This is a genomic window from Parabacteroides sp. HGS0025 (genome assembly GCF_000969845.1).
GTDB classification, from domain to species: Bacteria; Bacteroidota; Bacteroidia; order Bacteroidales; family Tannerellaceae; genus Parabacteroides; species Parabacteroides gordonii.
This window is the reverse complement of record NZ_KQ033902.1, coordinates 831613-850472: the sequence shown is the minus strand read 5'-3', so window position 1 is coordinate 850472 and position 18860 is coordinate 831613. Positions and strand designations below refer to the sequence as shown.

At 44.2% G+C, this 18860-nt stretch carries 13 protein-coding genes and 1 tRNA gene; 2 read left to right on the top strand and 12 right to left on the bottom strand.

The genetic code is table 11. The features are described 5' to 3' along the window. Nucleotides 1-3: 3 nt before the first annotated feature. The 8 genes from HMPREF1212_RS02975 to HMPREF1212_RS02940 all read right to left on the bottom strand — a co-directional run bounded on the left by HMPREF1212_RS02975 (nt 4) and on the right by HMPREF1212_RS02940 (nt 11071). A complete protein-coding gene (locus HMPREF1212_RS02975; protein WP_046148377.1) occupies nt 4-2910 on the bottom strand; it encodes an ATP-binding cassette domain-containing protein in 2907 nt (968 codons plus the stop codon). Between the two features lie 84 nt (nt 2911-2994). Continuing rightward, a complete protein-coding gene (locus HMPREF1212_RS02970; RefSeq protein WP_046148376.1) occupies nt 2995-3594 on the bottom strand; it encodes a type 1 glutamine amidotransferase family protein in 600 nt (199 codons plus the stop codon). A 125-nt stretch (nt 3595-3719) separates the two neighbouring features. Next, a tRNA-Thr gene (locus HMPREF1212_RS02965) sits at nt 3720-3792 on the bottom strand. Between the two features lie 59 nt (nt 3793-3851). Beyond that, the gene (locus HMPREF1212_RS02960; RefSeq protein ID WP_028728498.1) at nt 3852-4313 is read right to left on the bottom strand and encodes a hypothetical protein; all 462 of its coding nucleotides are present in this window, start codon (nt 4311-4313) and stop codon (nt 3852-3854) included. Nucleotides 4314-4378: 65 nt separating this feature from the next. After that, complete coding sequence (locus HMPREF1212_RS02955) at nt 4379-5410, bottom strand: DUF6340 family protein (protein ID WP_028728497.1); 1032 nt, start codon at nt 5408-5410, stop codon at nt 4379-4381. Between the two features lie 44 nt (nt 5411-5454). After that, on the bottom strand, nt 5455-6306 hold the full coding sequence (locus tag HMPREF1212_RS02950; protein ID WP_046148375.1) for a sugar phosphate isomerase/epimerase family protein: 852 nt from the start codon (nt 6304-6306) through the stop codon (nt 5455-5457). A 24-nt stretch (nt 6307-6330) separates the two neighbouring features. Further along, on the bottom strand, nt 6331-8214 hold the full coding sequence (locus tag HMPREF1212_RS02945) for a sensor histidine kinase (RefSeq protein ID WP_232430038.1): 1884 nt from the start codon (nt 8212-8214) through the stop codon (nt 6331-6333). Between the two features lie 235 nt (nt 8215-8449). Continuing rightward, nucleotides 8450-11071, bottom strand: coding sequence for a valine--tRNA ligase (locus HMPREF1212_RS02940; RefSeq protein WP_046148374.1), 2622 nt, complete (start codon nt 11069-11071; stop codon nt 8450-8452). Between the two features lie 250 nt (nt 11072-11321). Here HMPREF1212_RS02940 and HMPREF1212_RS02935 point away from each other — a divergent pair, with 250 nt between their 5' ends. Further along, nucleotides 11322-12302 carry an Rpn family recombination-promoting nuclease/putative transposase gene (locus tag HMPREF1212_RS02935; RefSeq protein WP_046148373.1) on the top strand — a complete coding sequence of 327 codons (981 nt, stop codon included), beginning with the start codon at nt 11322-11324 and terminating at the stop codon, nt 12300-12302. A gap of 148 nt (nt 12303-12450) precedes the next feature. Here the strand turns inward: HMPREF1212_RS02935 and HMPREF1212_RS02930 are convergent, their stop codons facing one another. The 3 genes from HMPREF1212_RS02930 to HMPREF1212_RS02920 form a co-directional block, all read right to left on the bottom strand. Beyond that, complete coding sequence (locus HMPREF1212_RS02930) at nt 12451-12909, bottom strand: HU family DNA-binding protein (RefSeq protein ID WP_046148372.1); 459 nt, start codon at nt 12907-12909, stop codon at nt 12451-12453. Nucleotides 12910-13046: 137 nt separating this feature from the next. Then, nucleotides 13047-13472, bottom strand: coding sequence for a hypothetical protein (locus tag HMPREF1212_RS02925; RefSeq protein WP_157316943.1), 426 nt, complete (start codon nt 13470-13472; stop codon nt 13047-13049). Between the two features lie 163 nt (nt 13473-13635). Continuing rightward, entirely contained in the window at nt 13636-15369 is a 1734-nt protein-coding gene (locus HMPREF1212_RS02920; protein ID WP_046148370.1) for a leucine-rich repeat protein, read from the bottom strand. Nucleotides 15370-15660: 291 nt separating this feature from the next. On the opposite strand from HMPREF1212_RS02920, the gene HMPREF1212_RS02915 reads away from it, so the two are divergent. After that, a complete protein-coding gene (locus HMPREF1212_RS02915) occupies nt 15661-16764 on the top strand; it encodes a PDDEXK nuclease domain-containing protein (RefSeq protein WP_046148369.1) in 1104 nt (367 codons plus the stop codon). A gap of 50 nt (nt 16765-16814) precedes the next feature. On the opposite strand, the gene HMPREF1212_RS02910 is transcribed toward HMPREF1212_RS02915, so the two are convergent. Beyond that, nucleotides 16815-18599 carry a helix-turn-helix transcriptional regulator gene (locus HMPREF1212_RS02910; RefSeq protein ID WP_046148368.1) on the bottom strand — a complete coding sequence of 595 codons (1785 nt, stop codon included), beginning with the start codon at nt 18597-18599 and terminating at the stop codon, nt 16815-16817. Nucleotides 18600-18860 lie beyond the last annotated feature (261 nt).

Sequence of the window (18860 nt, the reverse complement as noted above, 5' to 3'; positions counted from 1 at the left end):
TTTTTATTCTTCTTTCATGAAACGTCCCGGAAACTCTGCGAATATAGCGATAATAGCTAATAATGCAAAGAAACCTATAATCAATAAATTAAAATTATAGGTAGAAATTAATATACCACCCAGATTTTTCTCATAAGCATAGAAAGGAGCCCTGCCATACGGATTGTCCGGCATAACATAAATCTGTCCGATTGCAGGGTAAATACGATGTCCGTACTCCTTATAAAAACTACGGCCTCCGGCTCCCATCACCAAGTCTTCGATTGCCGAATTATGATGCTTTTTCTTCTGGTCGGTGATCCATTCGGCCCCTTTATCACGTATATCTTCCTCTTGCACCTGATCCAGGTAGGCTGTAAAGTTATGCGCACGTTCATGCAAAGCCTTATCCACCTTATCCAGATACGACAGGTAAGTTTCTCCTTTAGCACGGGGAGCGATACGGGCGGCACGTCCCAACACGACAAGTTCGTTTTCTACCGTCAGACGTTTATCCGGATCATCTTTCCCTTCCAGTTGTTCAGCCAGGCGGCGTACCTCTTTCGAATGTATGTTTTCGTAATACTGCGCCAGATATTTTTCCCTCTCTATCGGAAAGTAAGCCTGATTATAGGTATTATCGGCAAACTGTTCCACCATCAATGCTTCGAAAGCCCAGCGTGAAGGGATCATCTCTCCGATCAACGGCACCTTATTCTCCTTCGAAGCACGGGTATTCAGATCATCGAACTTGATAACCAACCCGCAAAGCAATATCTGCGGGATCAGTAGAAGAGGGATCGTTATGTAAATAGCCACCACCGAATTCATCGACTGTGACAGGATCAACCCTGTCAGGTTGGCTAGGAAAGAAGTTGCCCAAAGGATACTCCACCAAACACCGAACATCTCCCATCCTACCCCCATAATCGTATTTCCTACCAAAATGAAAAGCAAGGATTGAAGCCCCGATACTCCCAACAGATAGACCATCTTCGACGTAAGGTAACTGCTACGGCTCAACCGCAGAAAATGCTCCCGTTTCAGGACAGGCCGGTCTTTGATGATCTCTTCGGCACTTATACTTAATCCCATAAAAGTGACTACGATAACCGACATGAAGATGTAAGACACAAAGTTCTTATTGGCAAGCAAGGTATATTCGTCACCATCGACATAGCGGGTAAGCAGGGCAACGATCAACGCCAGTAAAGGAGCTTCCAGCAGCATAATGGCCAGATACTGTTTATTAACCAGCTTCGTCCGGACATTCCTTTCCAAGAAGATACAGAATTGTTTGAACCAGGTAGGCTTTTTCTGCTTACTATCCGGCAACTCCTTTTCCTCGACCGCCCCATAAGAGGGACGCGAAGATACATATTTTTCATGCCATTCTTCGGGGGTAAACTTCCGGATATTCGTCTGGTTACCGGAGTCGTCGATCTTCTTTGAGTCGATAATATTCAGGATCAGCTCCGGATTTACATTGCCGCAGGTACTGCAAACGCTGATATCCGGATCGGTATATTTAGCCGCTTGTTTGAAATAGATGATCGCTTCAATCGGATTGCCGTCATAAATAGGATAACCGCCCCTATCCAGCAACCAAAGGCGGTCGAATAACTTATAGATTTCAGACGAGGGCTGATGGATATTTACAACAACCAGCTTTCCCCGGTGCGTCTGTTCCTTCAACAGCATGATAACCTTCTCAGAGTCGGATGAAGATAAGCCGGAAGTCGGTTCGTCCAGATACAGGATAGCCGGCTCACGGATCAGTTCGAGGGCTATATTCAACCGTTTTCGTTGTCCACCACTGATCGTTTTGCGGATAGGGGAACCCACCTCGAGGTCTTTTATTCCTTCCAGGTCTAACTCCTTCAGCACATCATCGACCCTTTCCTTGATTTCCGTATCTGAAAGGCGGGCAAAACAGAGACGAGCCGTAAACCAGAGGTTCTGATAAACGGTAAGTTCCTCTATCAGCAAGTCATCCTGCGGAACAAAACCGATCAGTTGACGGGCTTCCGGGGCATCCAGCGGATAACCGTTCACGGTTATACTACCTTCATCCGGATGAATATTCCCGTTCATGATACCCAGCAAAGTGGATTTCCCCACTCCGCTTCCTCCCATGATGGCAACCAACTGTCCCGACTCCAGATTGAAGGAAAAGTTATGTAATCCGTTACTACTGTTCTTGAAAGTAAAATTCAAATCTCTACCGTTCAGATAGATCGTTTCTTTCCGTTCATTCTTATTATAAACAGTCAGCAGATCACTGTAATAGACCGGAAGAAACAAAGGCCCTTTCAGCACGCTACTATGTTGCCAAGCATAAAAGATACCCGGCGACAAAGGAATATCGTTCATGAAAACGACTCCCGTACCGTAGTAAGTAAAGATCTGCTTATCAAACCGCCGGATAAAAAGGACACGGATAAAACCGTCCATACCCTTGCGGGTGATATGATTTTCAGTCGTCGTTTCTTCTCCGCTGATAGTAAGCAAAGAAGCAGAGGGCTTTCCGGTAATAAAGGCCAGTATATCATCAAACTCCTCCTGCGGGATAGCAAAAATCTCCGCTACAATATGAAAAAGAGGTAAATGATTCTCAAACTCTTCACTGTTCGAATAGGCAAACTCCACAAACCGGACCAGAAGAAGCAGTTGCTCTTCCGCCATCAGCTTCACCTTCATCTGTTCGCAGATATTGCGTACCACACTCTCCTTATCTACAGGAAAAAGCGAGTCGTCGTACAGACTGCGCAACTCACTATATAACTCGATATACTCTTTATGGGAACGAACACCGAAATGACTGGATAAATAAAAATGAACCGCACGGCTTGCCTGCTGCTCCTCGATACGCACAGCCGAAGCAAAAACAGCAAACAGATTCAGCAAACCGTTCAGAATGGTTTCATTCATATATTCATAGATAATGATGATTTACAGGACAAAGATAAAACTTTCAGGCATACTGAAATAAAAAATGTCTCTTTATTTAAGAGATTACTTCGGCGATAGGCCATTCGTGTAAAACTGATAGCTTTCTTCTATTATTTCAGGTGTATCAGCATCTAATGCATACAAGATTTCACGGCAGAAATCCAATGGAGCGGTACCATTGGCAGTCACAATATTTCCGTCTCTTACAGCATGTTTGTTTACATAGCCGGCTTCTCCTGTATATTTCTCTCCTGCATATTGTTTCAGATAATCCAATCCGTTGCTTGTATGCTTTACATTGTTTAGAAATCCGTTTGCCCCAAGAAATACCGAAGCATTGCATATTCCGGCAACCAATTTATTCTCCCTGATTGCTTCCTCGACAAGCGGAACGATTTGTACTGCTTCGGGCGAGAACCAACGCATGCCGCCAATCAATATCAATCCGGAATGATCCTTTGGTATATCATTTATGTCGTAATCGGGCAATACCTTAAAGCCACCTATCGACATAACAGGGTCTTTCGTTACAGACATTGTTTTTACTGTATAGTTGACCGGGCTTCCGGGCTTTACTCCCAGATTCAGACAGGTAGCGATATAAGCTCCTTCCCAATCGGCAAACTCATTTAAGAGTACGAAAATCACTTCTTTTTTATCCATTTTGTTGTATTGATTACTTTAAAATCGTAATTAGTAGAAAAATGCAGGTATAAACAAACTGCGAAAAGCACAGAAAAGCAATAAAAAAAGCAGTCATCTTTCCTGGATAACTGCCTGAGATTGTGAGCCGAAAGCCGGACTTGAACCGGCGACCTACGCATTACGAATGCGTTGCTCTACCAACTGAGCTATTTCGGCAACATTGAATATATATTCTTTGTTACTTGTTTTTCAATTCGGGCACAAATGTAAAAACTCTATTCGACATCTGAAAGAAGTTTGGCTAAAAAATCATCTAAATCTGCATCTAAATCTTTCAACAGCGGATCGTCGGCACGCAAAACTTCATCGTCAAGAAAGAGAAGTTCCTCTATTACAACGAAATCCTCATCTGTTAAGCTTACAGAGAAAGGTTTCGTAATATGAGGACTGTCAAAAATATTTTTTGCCACTAAAAGAGTCAGCACAGATTTCAGGGTGTTGGCTACCTGTTTATTGAATTTATCTTCATCACAGGGACAGTCTACCCAGTCGAATACGATTGTCTTGTCCAGCAACCGTTCTTCTTCATCATAGATTTGCAGCTCCCCGCTTTCAGGGTCTGCCTGGACATATAGATCACTGTGATAGCTATTGGAATCGTCGGCAGTCAGTTTTCCGATAGCGGAAGTAAAGGTTGTCTCCAGGACAGACTGAATCTTTGCATTATTTGCACTCATAACTCTTTTTTTATTCTTTTTGAATCGTCTGTCAAAAGTAATAATAATTCGGAGAATATATGATATTATTCTCCAAATTGCATATTAAGTTTTTTATCGGAGCGTATCCGGTTCATCAAAGCCTCTACGTAAAGGTATAAAAGACTGGCATTCTTACTCTCGCCGCCTTCGTTCTTTTTAAATAACTCATGCGACTTCTTAGCCCATTCATATGCCTCCTTCAGTTCACTTTTCATCTCATATCCCAAAGCGATGTTCGATGCAGCTTTCGCCTGCGTCTTCCAACTATTGGAATTATTGTACAGATGTTCCCACCGCTCGGCCGCCTTATCCCACTTCTCCGTCCGGGCATAAGCAGTGGCTTCCTTCCAGCGTGCTCCCATGCCGGAATAGAACCAGCGGGTTTCCTGGGTCCAGTGAGGAACAAAATTAGGACTGGTTCTCATACCGATATACTCGGCCGACGTACGTACGGCACTTTCCATCGTTGGCAACATCTGATCCAACAGGATCTGATTATAAGAACTTTCCGAAAAGAAAAGGCTGTCGGTCACATAAACAGTCGCCAGAGGATTAGGCCTGTTACGCAGATAAGCACGTATTACTCCCGACATCTTCACACTGATATCTCCGGCCACATAACCTTCCGCAAATGCAACGACATCTTTTGCAGACTCGAATAACATACGATCCAGCGATACTACCGCATCAGCTCCCGTTTCATCACATAAAGCATCGACCTCCTCCTGAGTCAGTTTCTTATCTTCATAATAAACATCATCCTTGCGGGTTGCATCCTGATAAAGAAGCACATCATTAAAGAAAGAAACGTCGACCATCGCTTTCCCCAATCCGCGACAAGCATCAAACAAGGCGCTGTCGACCTTTACATGACAGGTATCCTGCTTTGTACCGAACAAGCTTAGCTGGCAGCCTACATCATCGGGCTGAGGTACTGCATTATTCACTACCAGTATCTTACCGACATTCCCCGGGAAAGTTATTTCGGCCGGATTGTATGTTTCAATCGCCATATAGTTGATCGAACTACAAGATGTCAACAGGCAAATTGCCAACAAATAAAACGCACTTCTCATCACTCTTCTGTTTAAAAGAGGGCGAAACAAAGTCCGCCCCTACATTATACAATATCGCTCACCGCCTTGAAATAGCCGATCGACTCTGCGATCCCGAGGAAAGGATCTTTCATATCCTTCTCGTATTCCAGGCTGCACATACCGGTATAGTTCACCTCGCGCATCATCTTCATCAATGCCGGGAAGTCGATCTTTCCGCGACCGATCTCTATGCCTACACCCGCTTTCGACGAATCCGTTACATCCTTAATATGCATATCGAACACCCGGGTATGATATTTCTTCAGGTCGGTAACCGGGTTACAGCCGTTACGCAGATCATGGCCAATATCCAGACACATTCCGATACGCGGATCCAGGTCTTTCGTATGCTCCCATACATCCGTTGCATCCGGATAAGTTTTAATATCGGGCCCATGCAAATGGATCGCATAATGGTAATCATACTCCTTTACTTTCTTGTCCACATAAGGAAGCAATTCGTAATTGGGTACGCCCACAATCAACTTCACCCCTACACGTTTCGCATACTCGAAACCCCGGTCGATTTCCTCTTCACTCTTCATATAGATAGGCCCTACGGCATATCCTGTTACTTTATGGGCAGCACATTTTTCATGAAATGCCTTGATCTGCTCATCCGTACTATCAAACGGCAAATGGAAATCCTTGATACAAAGATAATGAATATCGAGTCTCTCCAAAGTCTTTAATGTAGTATCCAAATCAAAATTAACAAATGTATAGCCCGCCATCCCAAGCCGCCAGGGATTTACAGACTTCGCAGCCTTGGGAATGATCCTGTCCGGCAAGCCGGCTTTTACTACACCTGCCGCCCCTAACAATATGGCTCCGGCAAGTCCTTGTCTAAAAAAGTTTCTTCTAGAATTCTTCATGGTATAATTAATGTAAATAATATATTACGGTTTCTTCAGAGGCAGCACAACCGTAAAAGTAGAACCTTCACCAAATACGGAAGAGACACTGATCGTCCCACCCATCTGAGTAATAAGGCCTTTACAAATTGCCAACCCCAGTCCTACCCCTTTACTCCAATCATTCAACTGAACGAAACGACTGAATATCTTTTCCAACTTATCTTCGGGAATACCTTCTCCCGAATCTTCCACTGAAAAGATAATATCAGTTGCGGTCACCTGATAACCAAAGCGGATAAAACCTTTTTCCGTATGCTTAATCGCATTGGTCAGCAAGTTAGTAAGAATTTGCGTAAGACGATTACGATCTGTACAAAAAAGTTGCGGCGGGCATTCATTAAGTTCCAGCTCCACCTCCTCCGGCATCCTGAGCCGTATTACATTATATATCTCTTTCATCAGGACGGCAAGATCATGTTCGGCATAAGTCAAAGCCATCGTGTTGGATTCTATCTTCGAAATATCGAGGACATCCGCGATCAAACGCTGAAGCAATTCATTGTTACTTTGGATAATATCCGCATATTCCTGACGCGTTTCCAAATCATCTTCATCTACCAGTACCTGCGAGAAACCGACAATGGCATTCAACGGCGTACGTATCTCATGGTTCATATTAGCCAGGAATGCCGATTTCATCCGGTCGGCTTCTTCCGCCTTTTCCTTTGCCACTTTCAATTGCTGACCATAGCGATGGCGGCTATACGATATATATCCCAGCAAACAACATAAGACAAATAAAAGAGCCGCTCCTCCCCCCATTTGCAGGAGATGGGAATGCGCCTGGGCAACTTCCAGATCCATCTGCTTATTTTTCAGTTCCAGCTTATCCACCTCATGCTGCGTTTTCATTTCTGCCAGCTCGTCATAGAAGCGGACTTTCGATAAAGAATCGTTCAGGAAAGCATATTCTTTATAGGCCAGCGATGCTGCTCTGTCTCTTCCGCTTTCCAACAAAACGTCTGCTTTATCCTGCAATGTTTCCAGATAAGAGTCCATCGTATTCCGCTTACGCCAAAGCGGCAATAAAGAATCGTAAACAACCAACGCGCGGTTATACTGTTTGCTTTGTTTGTAATAATATCCGTAAATGGTCAGCAATTCATTCTTATAACTGAACATCTCATGCTGCCCCAACAGTTCTTCTGCCTTTTTCAGATGAGACAAGGCCTCCTGAAGTTCATTCCTCTTTATATATTCGATAGCATAATGCCGGTGTGCGACATATTCCAGATAATAGAGAGGTATCTCTTCATCCAGCCAGTCCATATTCCTGCTCTTACATATATGTATATAATCATCCAGCCGCTTTACGTATTTCATCCGGATATCCGGGTCGAGCGCTTTGTTCATCAGCTGCCTGACAATATTGATCCTTTTGATGAGCGGGGCATTCCGCATCTCCATACTCCGGATCACTTCCTCGTATAAAGCCACTCCTTCTTCACCTAAATTATTGGATAAATAGAAATCGGCCAATGCCTGGTTGGCCATCTCCATTCCTTCCGGGAATTTCAAACGACCGGCCTCTTCCCTCAGGCCGGATACGTATTTCAGCGCTTCTTCATTCCTTTTCGTCCGGTTCAGCACATAAATATACCAGGCTTTCATCCGGAAATATTCGACATATCTCTCCTGTTCCAGAAATAAAGGCAAAGCTTTTTGCATCCAGAAATACATACTGTCCGAATTCTTGGAGTAATAATACCGTACATAACAAAACATGGCATTGGCTTCCTGAAGCCTGTCTTTTTGCTGCCTAGACAGTTCCAGTAACTGTGTCGTATAATCAAACCCTTTCTGTTGTTGAACATTCGCTTGCGCCAACGCAAAGAGCGAATCCAGTGAAGGCGTTTTTTCTATCACTTCAGCGCCGTATATAGTTAATGGAAGGGTACAGCCCCACACAAAAACTAAAAAGATTAACAAATACCCTCTAATTACCCTCATTTCCCGCAAAACTTGTACAATCAAGGCCTGCAAGTTAGCAAAAAACAAATAGATTATTCCTTTTATTCCAGGAATTTAAACGAAAACATCCATATTTGTCCAAATAAGGAGCAAACATGGATGTTTTATATCTTTATAAAGAAACCTTCCCTTACTTTTTCAGGGCAGCAATGCTTTCTTCAATCGATTTGATCTTACTTTCGGCATCTGCCTGTTTCTTGCGTTCCATTTCGATTACCTTGGCAGGCGCTTTGCTTACAAAGCTTTCGTTGCTCAACTTCTTGGCAACAGAAGCCAGGAAGCCTTGCTGATATTTCAGTTCTTCCGCCAGTTTAGCCAGTTCTTCTTCCACATTAATCATGTTGCCCAGAGGTACTGCATATTCCGTAGTACGAACCAGGAAGGAAACCGCACCGGCAGCCTTATCATCTGTCCTGATAATATCCGTCAGGTTACACATCTTGGAAATAACGGGATTGAATGCATCGCTATGATCACCCAACACCTGCAATTCAAGTGTATCCTTATTCGGTATATTCTTCTGCAAACGGATGGTACGTACACCACTTACAATCTCTTTGACGATCTCGAACGATTCCAGATAAGCGCTATCCACCGGCGCAACTTCCGGCATCAAAGCAACCATCAGGCTTTCGCCTTCTTTACGCGGTTCCAGCGCCTGCCACAATTCTTCCGTGATAAACGGCATGAACGGATGAAGCAAACGAAGCAAGGCATCGAAGAAACCAAGAGTCGCATCGTAAGTTGCCTTATCGATCGGCAGCTGGTAACCCGGCTTGATCATTTCCAGATACCAGGAAGAGAACTCATCCCAGAACAGTTTATAAACAGCCATCATCGCCTCACTCAAACGATATTTGTCGAACGAGTCGTTCACTTCGGCTATTGTCTTGTCCAACTGCATCTTGAACCATTTAACGGCAGTAGCCGAAGCTTCTGGTTGGGCAATCGTATCGTCTACCGTCCAACCTTTGATCAGGCGGAAGGCATTCCATATCTTGTTGTTGAAGTTACGTCCCTGTTCACACAATGCCTCATCGAAAGGAATATCGTTTCCGGCAGGTGCAGCCATCATCAGCCCCATACGAACGCCATCGGCTCCGTACTGTTCGATCAGCAACAGCGGGTCGGGAGAGTTACCTAACGACTTGGACATCTTACGTCCCAGCTTATCACGAACGATACCGGTAAAGTAAACATTCTTGAACGGCATATCTTTCCGGTATTCGTAACCGGCCATAATCATACGGGCCACCCAGAAGAAGATAATATCCGGCCCTGTTACCAGGTCGCTGGTCGGATAATAATAGTTGATTTCTTCATTATCCGGATTATTGATACCATCAAACAAAGAGATCGGCCATAACCAGGAAGAGAACCAGGTATCCAGACAATCGTCATCCTGACGAAGGTCTGCCATTGTCAGGGAAGCGTTACCGGTCTTTTCTTTTGCCAGTTCCAGAGCCCGTTCTGCTGTTTCAGCTACAACGTAACCACCTTCCGGCAGGTAATAAGCCGGGATACGGTGTCCCCACCATAACTGACGGCTGATACACCAGTCCTTGATATTTTCCATCCAGTGACGGTATGTATTCTTGAACTTGGGTGGATAGAATTTGATATCATCCTTCATCACCGGTTCGAGGGCGATCTGCGCCAGATGTTCCATCTTCAGGAACCACTGCATAGACAGCTTCGGTTCGATAGGCACACTGGTACGTTCGGAATAGCCTACTTTGTTTTCGTATGCTTCTACCTTTTCCAGCAAGCCGGCAGCAGCCAGGTCTTTTTCGATCTGTTCGCGAACGTCGAAACGATCCATGCCGATATACAAGCCGGCCGCTTCACTCAAGGTACCGTTATCGTTGAATATATCGATGGAAGGCAAGTTATATTTCTCGCCCAGCATATAGTCGTTTACGTCGTGTGCCGGAGTTACTTTCAGGCAACCTGTACCGAATTCGATATCTACATAATCGTCTTCGATAACCGGGATCACACGGTTTACCAGCGGAACGATCACTTTCTTTTCTTTCAGATGTTGGTTCTTCGGGTCGTTCGGATTGATACACATGGCAGTATCGCCCATGATCGTTTCCGGGCGGGTAGTTGCCACTACGGCATAACCGTCTTCGCCTTCTATTTTATAACGCAGGTAAAACAGTTTGCTATGTTCTTCCTTATAAATTACTTCTTCGTCGGAAAGAGCAGTCAGGGCTTTCGGATCCCAGTTTACCATACGTACACCGCGGTAGATCAGTCCCTTTTCAAACAGGTCTACGAATACTTTCAATACGCTTTCCGAACGTTTTTCGTCCATCGTGAAAGCCGTACGGTCCCAGTCGCAGGATGCACCCAGTTTACGCAACTGTTTCAGGATGATACCTCCGTGTTCTTCCTTCCATTCCCAGGCATGTTTCAGGAACTCGTCGCGGGTCAGGTCTGTTTTCTTGATGCCCTGCTGCGCCAGTCTGTTCACCACCTTCGCTTCGGTAGCGATAGAGGCATGGTCGGTACCGGGTACCCAGCAAGCATTTTTACCCAACATACGGGCACGGCGGATCAGGATATCCTGAATGGTATTGTTAAGCATGTGTCCCATATGAAGTACGCCGGTGACGTTAGGGGGCGGAATGACGATTGTGTACGGCTCACGGCCGTCTGGTTTCGACTTGAAGAAGCCGTTATCCAACCAATACTGATACCACTTTCCCTCTACTTCGGCGGGGTTGTACTTACTTGCAATTTCCATATTGTTTTATTCTAATTATATCCTTATTAAATACAGGCCAGCCAGCCCGTTATTTTTGATTCGCAAAGGTACAAAAAATATTATCATATAGCATGTTCAGTCTATAAAATGAAAAGTTAGCAGCACTACAGACAATCATAATCATAAAATACATCCCATCGCTTTGTTATTCTCCGCAGAATATCTATATTTGCCGCATTCCATGTTGTCAAAGTGGCAACAGGAGTCAACCATCTAAATTATCTTAGCTATGAACGAAGTGTTTTTCCCTCCAAAGGAGAAGTTTATCAACCCCTATACAGATACGGGATTTAAAATGATTTTCGGAAGCGAGATCAACAAGGACATAATTATCAAGTTCCTGAACAGTCTGCTTGACGAAGCGATTACTGACATCACCTTTCGCAATGTGGAAGTATTGGGATTGAATCGAAATGACCGCAAAGCGGTATTCGACATCTTCTGCAAGACCGATAAAGAGGAAATGATCATCGTCGAGATGCAGAAAAGTTCACAAAAGTATTTCTCTGACAGAGTGTTATACTATGCCTCCTTCGCTATCCAGCAACAAGCTTCTTACGCAAAGGAGCAGTTGGAGCAGGAGTTGAAAGAGCAGAAGGATAATCGGGAGACAGGTAACCAAACGCCACCGAAACGGCTTCGCTGGAATTATGCGGTGAACCGTGTGTATGTCGTTTGTGTTTTAAACTATATCATGGACCGGAACCACCCCGATAAATATCGTTGGGATGTGATCCGTATGGACCGTGAACTGAAAATACCCTTCAGCGATACGCTGACGGAAGTTTATCTGGAGATGCCCAAGTTTGGTTTAAAGCTCTCCGAATGTGATACATTATATAAGAAGTTTTTATTTGTACTAAACAATATCGATATCTTGGAACGATTACCCAAAGAACTGAACGAGCAGATCTTCCAAAAGCTGAAAAGCATCGTGGAGATAGAGCGCATGACCCTTGATGAGCGTCTGGCCTACGAACTAAGCCTGTCCACCGAACGTGATTTGTGTGCCTGCATGGAGACGAAATATGAGGAAGGGATAGAAAAAGGCATGGAGAAAGGGAAGATCGAAGGAAAGAAAGAAGGAATATTGGAAGGCAAAGCAGAAGAGCAACGACTGATTGCAGCCAATTTTAAAAAGCAGGGAGTCAGTATCGAAACGATAGCCCAATGTACCGGCCTGTCTGTTGAAGAAATTGATGAACTGTAATTTATTCGTACGATATTGAATCAGCAAAGTGTCGAATCATCGGATCACTTTGCTGATTTCTTGTTTCAGTTCTTGGCAAATATGAATGTAGTGTCGTTATATAGGTTCACCTCTTTCTAACCCACCAGGCCATGCGATCGTCGGGAAATTATTCAATTACCGGGCGGTCGTCGGGGTCGGGAGTATCGGGAGAGTCGGGAGATTCGGTGCCGCCCCATTCTTCCCAGAAGATATCGTCGGAGATGAGGGAACGGGTAGCTACCTTCCGGCCACTGGTACGAGTCGTTTCAGGGATAAACCGGACACGCGTGCCGATAATATGAGAGGCTTTTACCTTTTCCCGCGAATCGACACCCTGTTTGGTGGCAACGGCGGTTAAGTAAAAGGTGCCCAGCCCGTCCAGTTTGACGGTACGGCCCTGCGCCATGAAGTCGCCCAATACACCGCCGAGGCATTTCAGGACGGCGAAGGTGTCGGCTGGGCTGACGGTTGATATTTCGGCCAGCCGTGCCGACACCTGGTTGGTGTTGACGGGCTTGCCCACTGTAACGGACTTCGGATACCAAAGCCCGTTAATTTTCTGTTGAACTCTCTTAAAAAACGCCATAATTTATATTGTGTTTATATACGAATATTCCTAATAAAGAGGTTTCCTATTCAGTGACGGACCGAATGTGATTCAGTGACGGACTGAATAGGGTTCTGTGACGGATCGAATACAGTTCTGTGACGGGCTGATTTCATTCAATCTTTATCATAAGTAATATCAAGTGAATAAGCCCCGGTCGTCGGTGTCTCAATTTTGATAGTAACTTTTATATTACATTGTGTGTAATATTCGGTACGTTCCTCTCGTTTTGCTTGTCTGCTACCATCGTTTGTTTTCAATTCGATTCCCGTCATTCCAACATAAAAGTAATCATCTGAATTAGAAGGATTAACAAATTTATTGTTCATCTGAAACCAGCATCGGGTTCTAGAGTCTTTACTTCGTAATATAAACTCAAAAGAACAATTATTTGTTATTGGTTGTCCATTCAATACAGTCTTAGGTCCATCCATCCAATCGAGATCATTGTAGTCATCAATATCTATAGTAATATTTCTATCTGTATTATTAATAATTCTTACTTTGCAATCAGTCTTTGCATATTTATCCATTTCTTCCATAATCGTAATATTTAATTTATTATACATTTGTTTTATGAATCTCTTCTGCCAATAAACCTCCTTTCCGAAGCAGATTTTTTAATTAATATTCATCTTTCCTCCTTATTTGAAAAGAGGTTTAAGTTTATTTCATCATCCTTTCACCGTCATTCTGCCGACTACATTATGACGGAGGCATGGCTTCTATATCATTACTATACTGCTTCCATCCATTAGCATTCTTATAAGTGTCTACACATCCAGATGGTACTGTTATCTTGACCTTGGGCAGACCACTGCCTAAAGCATTGCCGATATCTCCAAGATCCACAAACTCTGGAGGAGTTGTAGCCAGGCATCGCAATTCGCCCAACGAGGAGCAATTCAGAAAAACACTTGTCCACATCTTCTTCACAGTACTGGGTAGTGTAATTTTTGTTATACTTTTACATCCCGAAAAAGCATTAGCGTCTATATTTTCCAGTCCTTCCTCTATTGTTATAGTACTTAAACTAGAGCAGTTTCCGAACGCACTCTTACCGATATTTTTTACTGATCCCGGAACATTAATACTCTTTAAAGAACTACATTCTATGAAAGCGTAATTAAGTAAATCAGTGACTTGATCTCCTATCGTGATATCGGATAATGCAGAGCAACCCTGAAAGGCACGGACACCGATCTTTTTCAACCCTTTCGGTAGCTTCACGGTGGTCAGAGACCCTTTTCCTTCGAACTGCATGTAGGGAATCTCCTCCAAGGTCGCATCTTCCAGATCAATCTCCTCTAGTGAATTTAACTCTTTGATTTTAGCCATATGCTCCGATGTTAATGTTCCACTGACTTTCAGATTCTCCACATTGAGGTTTTTTTCCAACATGGCTATCAGATTATCCGCATTGCAATAGAGATAATCGGAAGCTATCGTGCGGATAGGGAGGGCATTCATTCCACTGCCGTCAGAAACTAGAATAATTGTCTCCACAGGGCCTGCCCATTCCGGATGGCTACTACAGTCTGACTCTGATGGGGAAGTGATGTTGATGCGACTATTTGCTCTGTCCAAAGTAGCCGACCAGCCTGTAGGGGCAATCACAACAATGGTGGAACCGGATTTCAATCCGGAGTAGGTGAAGGTGGCTGTTTTACCGTATGCTATTGACCTCATATATTCATCTTCTACTATCTGATCGTCAGGATCTGTTATAACCAGAGACAGTGCAGCATTATAGCGTGGAACCTTTATATTTTCACTTCCCACTTTAAATATGACATAGCCATTATTGGAATCATCTATTGAAATAGACGAGCCTGTTCCGGCGTTACCTTTATCGCCTTTATCACCTTTATCACCTTTATCACCGGACACTTTATTCCATGTCTTTCCATTATCAACCGAGAGGTAGAAGGCATCGTCTTGCCAGGAGCCGGCAACGGAAGCGACTTTTAACTGACGGCCTGTTTTCAGTTGCGGTGTCGGGGCCGAAGTGCCGTTGGTTCCGTTGGCTCGAATAGGTGCACCGGAGGCATCGGTCATCAGGGAGCCATTCAGCGTCCAATACCAGTTACCGTCTTTTTCTTGTTTCAGGCTGATGAGCGGAGTGTCGCCTTTATCCCCTTTGTCGCCTTTCTGACCATTCAATAGGGTGATGGTTCCACTCTTTTTAAAAGTAATAGTATATCCCTTTTGGGTTTCGCCCTCCATAACGGGAACGACAGAAAGAATATAGTCGCTCTCATCGGTTATTGCCTTCAAAAGAGCGATTTCTTCACTGGCTTGTTTCTGCCATGCTTCTAAATTAATAAGGCGCTCTTCCAGGTTCCTGACGGCATCCCAAATGGCGTCATCATCATACTTGCAGCCGAACAGTGATAGAACTGCAATGGCAATCAGAAGTAGGTTCTTTGTTTTCATCATCTTGTATTGTTATTATTATGAATTTGTCCAAATATCCGTTTTCCATCTGAACAATTCTTCCCAAATTACAATTTGAGAACTCTTTTTTACCATGAAAAATAAACTATTGATAGGAATACCTCTATCCGGAAGAATAATGATAAGAATACCTATGCCGGTTACCGGGCGCTGTTTTTGCGGAAAAGCGCTGGGGAAAGGCCTGAACGAAGCGATAAGAAGGAGAAAAATATCTTTACTTTCTTTTTGCCAGTATTATTTTTATACTTTTGCAAACAATAACACCAAGTGCAAATGGATATAGATCAGAATTATATTGAAGCAGTTAAGACCATTAAAGAAGCTATTCTACGTAGTCAGTACCGTGCAGTCTTATCGGTGAACAAGGAACAGCTATCTCTTTATTATGGTATCGGTCGTTATGTGTCGGAGAACTCCCGCAAAGGCTTTTGGGGTAAAGGGGCTATTGAACAAATATCGTCCATGTTGCAGAAAGAATTACCGGGACTAAGGGGATTTTCGGCAACAAGCATAAGATATATGCGTATTTTCTATGAGGAATGGGATCAGGTTTTAAATCATCAGCCAGTGGCTGATGATTTGGTTTTGAATGAAAAGTTACTTCTTGTAGGAATTCATCAGCCTATGGCTGATGAATTTAATTGGACAGACTTCCTTTCAATCGGCTTCAGTCATCACACCGAAATCATATCCAAAGCTAAAACGTTGGAAGCACGGCTGTTTTATATACATGAGTGCGCTACTCGCTATTGGAACAAATATACTTTAAGAGATTACTTAAAAGCTGATCTTTACAACCATAGAGGAACTTTACCTAACAATTTCACTCAAACATTGCCTGATGCTAAGCAGGCGATTAAAGCCGTTTGCTCTTTTAAGGATGAATATCTCCTGGACTTCATCAATGTAGAAGAATTGGATGAACAGGAAAAGGATGTGAATGAACGGGTAATAGAAAAGGCTATTGTTGCCAATGTGAAGAAGTTTATCATGACCTTCGGGCAGGATTTCAGTTTTATAGGTAATCAATTTCGTATAGAGGTTGCCGAAGAAGAAATGTTTATTGATTTGCTATTTTTCAATCGAGAACTTAATTCGTTGGTTGCGGTCGAGTTGAAAACCGGTAAATTTCGTGCATCCTATTTAGGACAACTGAATACTTATCTATCAGCTTTAGATACGCATATCAGAAAGCCGCATGAAAATCCATCTATAGGAATAATCCTTTGCAGAGAGATGAACCAAACCTTTGTGGAATTTGCTGTTCGTGACTATAATAAACCAATGGGAGTTGCAACTTACCGCGCATCCCGGGATATGCCGGAACGACTTCGTAAAGCCCTGCCGGATATTGAAGAGCTGAAAAAGCTATTATAAGAAGAAAGCCTTATTTCTTTTTTGCATGTAATTATCTTTTAAAAAGCCGGTTACCGGGCACTGTTCTTGCGGAAGAGGGCGGGGGAAAGGCCGGTTTCGGTTTTGAAAAGACGGTAGAATGTTTGCTGGCTCCTGAAACCGACAGAGAAAGCAATGTCGAGGATGGTCGCACTGTCGGCGGGATCGGACAACCGTTCGATCACTTCACGCAGGCGGAAGTCGTTAATATACTGGTTGAAATTTTGGTTCTGGATGAGATTGATTACTCTCGAAAGGGTATTGCGGTGTACATCGAGCCGGGTTGCCATCGAGTCGAGCGTCAGGTCGGGATCGCGGTAAAGGTGTTCCTCTTCCAGTAAAACATGCACCCGGTGCATCAACAGACGGTCGTCGTCGGCAACAGACAACGGTAACTCCCCTACCGTCTGCTTCCGGGCCCATTCGCGGCTACGCTCTACCAGGATACGGTAAGCGCTCCGTTTTTGCCGGTAGAACATCCATAATACAAGCAATCCGGCAGCAAGCAACACACAGCCGGCCGTAATCCATCCCAGCAATCGGCGTTGCATGGCGATCCGGTGGGCTGCGGTCTCCTCCCGTTGTGCCGCCACCTCCTGTTCCGCCCGGAGCAAGACCTGTGCATTGAACCGTTCTTCCCGCCGGTGACGGACAACGGTTGCCGAATCGAGGTAAGCCTGAAACAACGGCATATTGCCCTTCTCTGCATAATATTTATACATCAACGGATACAACCGAAGATACACGGAATTGTCGGCTCCGGCCTTTCCTTTATGCAGGTAGACAAAGGCCGAGTCGATCATGGCTTTTACCTGCACCGGGTCTTTCTTTACCTGACACACTTCGCCCAGTCCGGTGAAGATCGTGGCGGCCAGGGTATGGTAACCCTCCTTGCAGGCAAAGTCGGCGGCATAGCGGTAATAATCGGCCGCATTATCGTACGATCCTCTCAAATACAGGTTATACCCCAGTTCGACCAAAGCCAGATGATCGTAATAGGGACGGAATTTGATCATATCGCGGCTGGTTATAATGGAACGGAAATAGTAATCGGACGAGTCGAGCTGCTGCTCCGTACGGAAATAGTTGCCCAACTCCACACGGGCGCGGATATTGGAACGGTCGAAAAAGAAACGGGTCGTATCGACCAGCGCTTCACGAAGGTAAGAGAGCGCACGGGGATAATCACGGAAATCCATATAGGCCCGTCCCAAATGGAAAAACATTTCCCGCCGCTCGGTATATTGCCGGTCGGTCAGTTTATTGAGTTCCTCTACAACGCGGGGGGCGAAAGCAAAGGCATAGGCATAATGCCCGGTGCGATAGTTGGATATAAAATCGAAGTTCATCGCCCGTATTCGGGATACGGCATCGCCTTCTTTTCCGGCCCTCACGGCTACCTCCCTGACAATCCGGTTACAGACCTGCAAAAGGCTGTCTTCATAATAATCGAGTACCGAAACTTTCATCAGGTCTGCTTCGTTGGCCAGCGCTTTGCTCTTATAGCGGCGGGCGGCATCACGCATACGCTCCACTTCTTTTTCTGCTTCTTCCAAGCTCATATAGGAGACATAATCACGGTAATAATAGTATAATTCGTCCGGCAAAGCGGCATATCCTTCGGTGGCATACCTATAAAACAATGTATCGGCATTAAACAGGTATTTGCTCCGGTCTTCCTCGCTCTTTTCGCGAACCTGATACAGGTGGTGCATCGGGTTGTCGTACATATGCAACAACAATGTGTCGGGAACAGCTGCAAAAGCTGTAGCTCCGAGTATGAAAAACAGAAGATAAAACAAGGCTCTTCGAGACATTGTCGTTAATATTAATAAGAGTGTATTTTTTAACCGAGTTCTGAGAGAACTGTGGTAATTCTCCGGTAAAAATAGAAACAATTCGTTAAATTCCTTGCTTTTTCCCTAAAAAAGAACTTGTTTTTTAATGCTGCTTCAACCTTAAAAAGGTCTTATTCTACCGAAAACCGGACAAAAGGGATTTTGTTATGACCGAGTTCTCTCAGGACTATGTTATTCAGAGTTTCCCCCAACATATTACGGAGAATATAAACTTTTACC

Coding starts and splice junctions, on each gene's coding strand:
- HMPREF1212_RS02975 (WP_046148377.1), bottom strand. CDS start 2,910: ATGAATGAAACCATTCTGAACGGTTTGCTGAATCTGTTTGCTGTTTTT.
- HMPREF1212_RS02970 (WP_046148376.1), bottom strand. CDS start 3,594: ATGGATAAAAAAGAAGTGATTTTCGTACTCTTAAATGAGTTTGCCGAT.
- HMPREF1212_RS02960 (WP_028728498.1), bottom strand. CDS start 4,313: ATGAGTGCAAATAATGCAAAGATTCAGTCTGTCCTGGAGACAACCTTT.
- HMPREF1212_RS02955 (WP_028728497.1), bottom strand. CDS start 5,410: ATGAGAAGTGCGTTTTATTTGTTGGCAATTTGCCTGTTGACATCTTGT.
- HMPREF1212_RS02950 (WP_046148375.1), bottom strand. CDS start 6,306: ATGAAGAATTCTAGAAGAAACTTTTTTAGACAAGGACTTGCCGGAGCC.
- HMPREF1212_RS02940 (WP_046148374.1), bottom strand. CDS start 11,071: ATGGAAATTGCAAGTAAGTACAACCCCGCCGAAGTAGAGGGAAAGTGG.
- HMPREF1212_RS02935 (WP_046148373.1), top strand. CDS start 11,322: ATGAACGAAGTGTTTTTCCCTCCAAAGGAGAAGTTTATCAACCCCTAT.
- HMPREF1212_RS02930 (WP_046148372.1), bottom strand. CDS start 12,909: ATGGCGTTTTTTAAGAGAGTTCAACAGAAAATTAACGGGCTTTGGTAT.
- HMPREF1212_RS02925 (WP_157316943.1), bottom strand. CDS start 13,472: ATGGAAGAAATGGATAAATATGCAAAGACTGATTGCAAAGTAAGAATT.
- HMPREF1212_RS02920 (WP_046148370.1), bottom strand. CDS start 15,369: ATGATGAAAACAAAGAACCTACTTCTGATTGCCATTGCAGTTCTATCA.
- HMPREF1212_RS02915 (WP_046148369.1), top strand. CDS start 15,661: ATGGATATAGATCAGAATTATATTGAAGCAGTTAAGACCATTAAAGAA.
- HMPREF1212_RS02910 (WP_046148368.1), bottom strand. CDS start 18,599: ATGTCTCGAAGAGCCTTGTTTTATCTTCTGTTTTTCATACTCGGAGCT.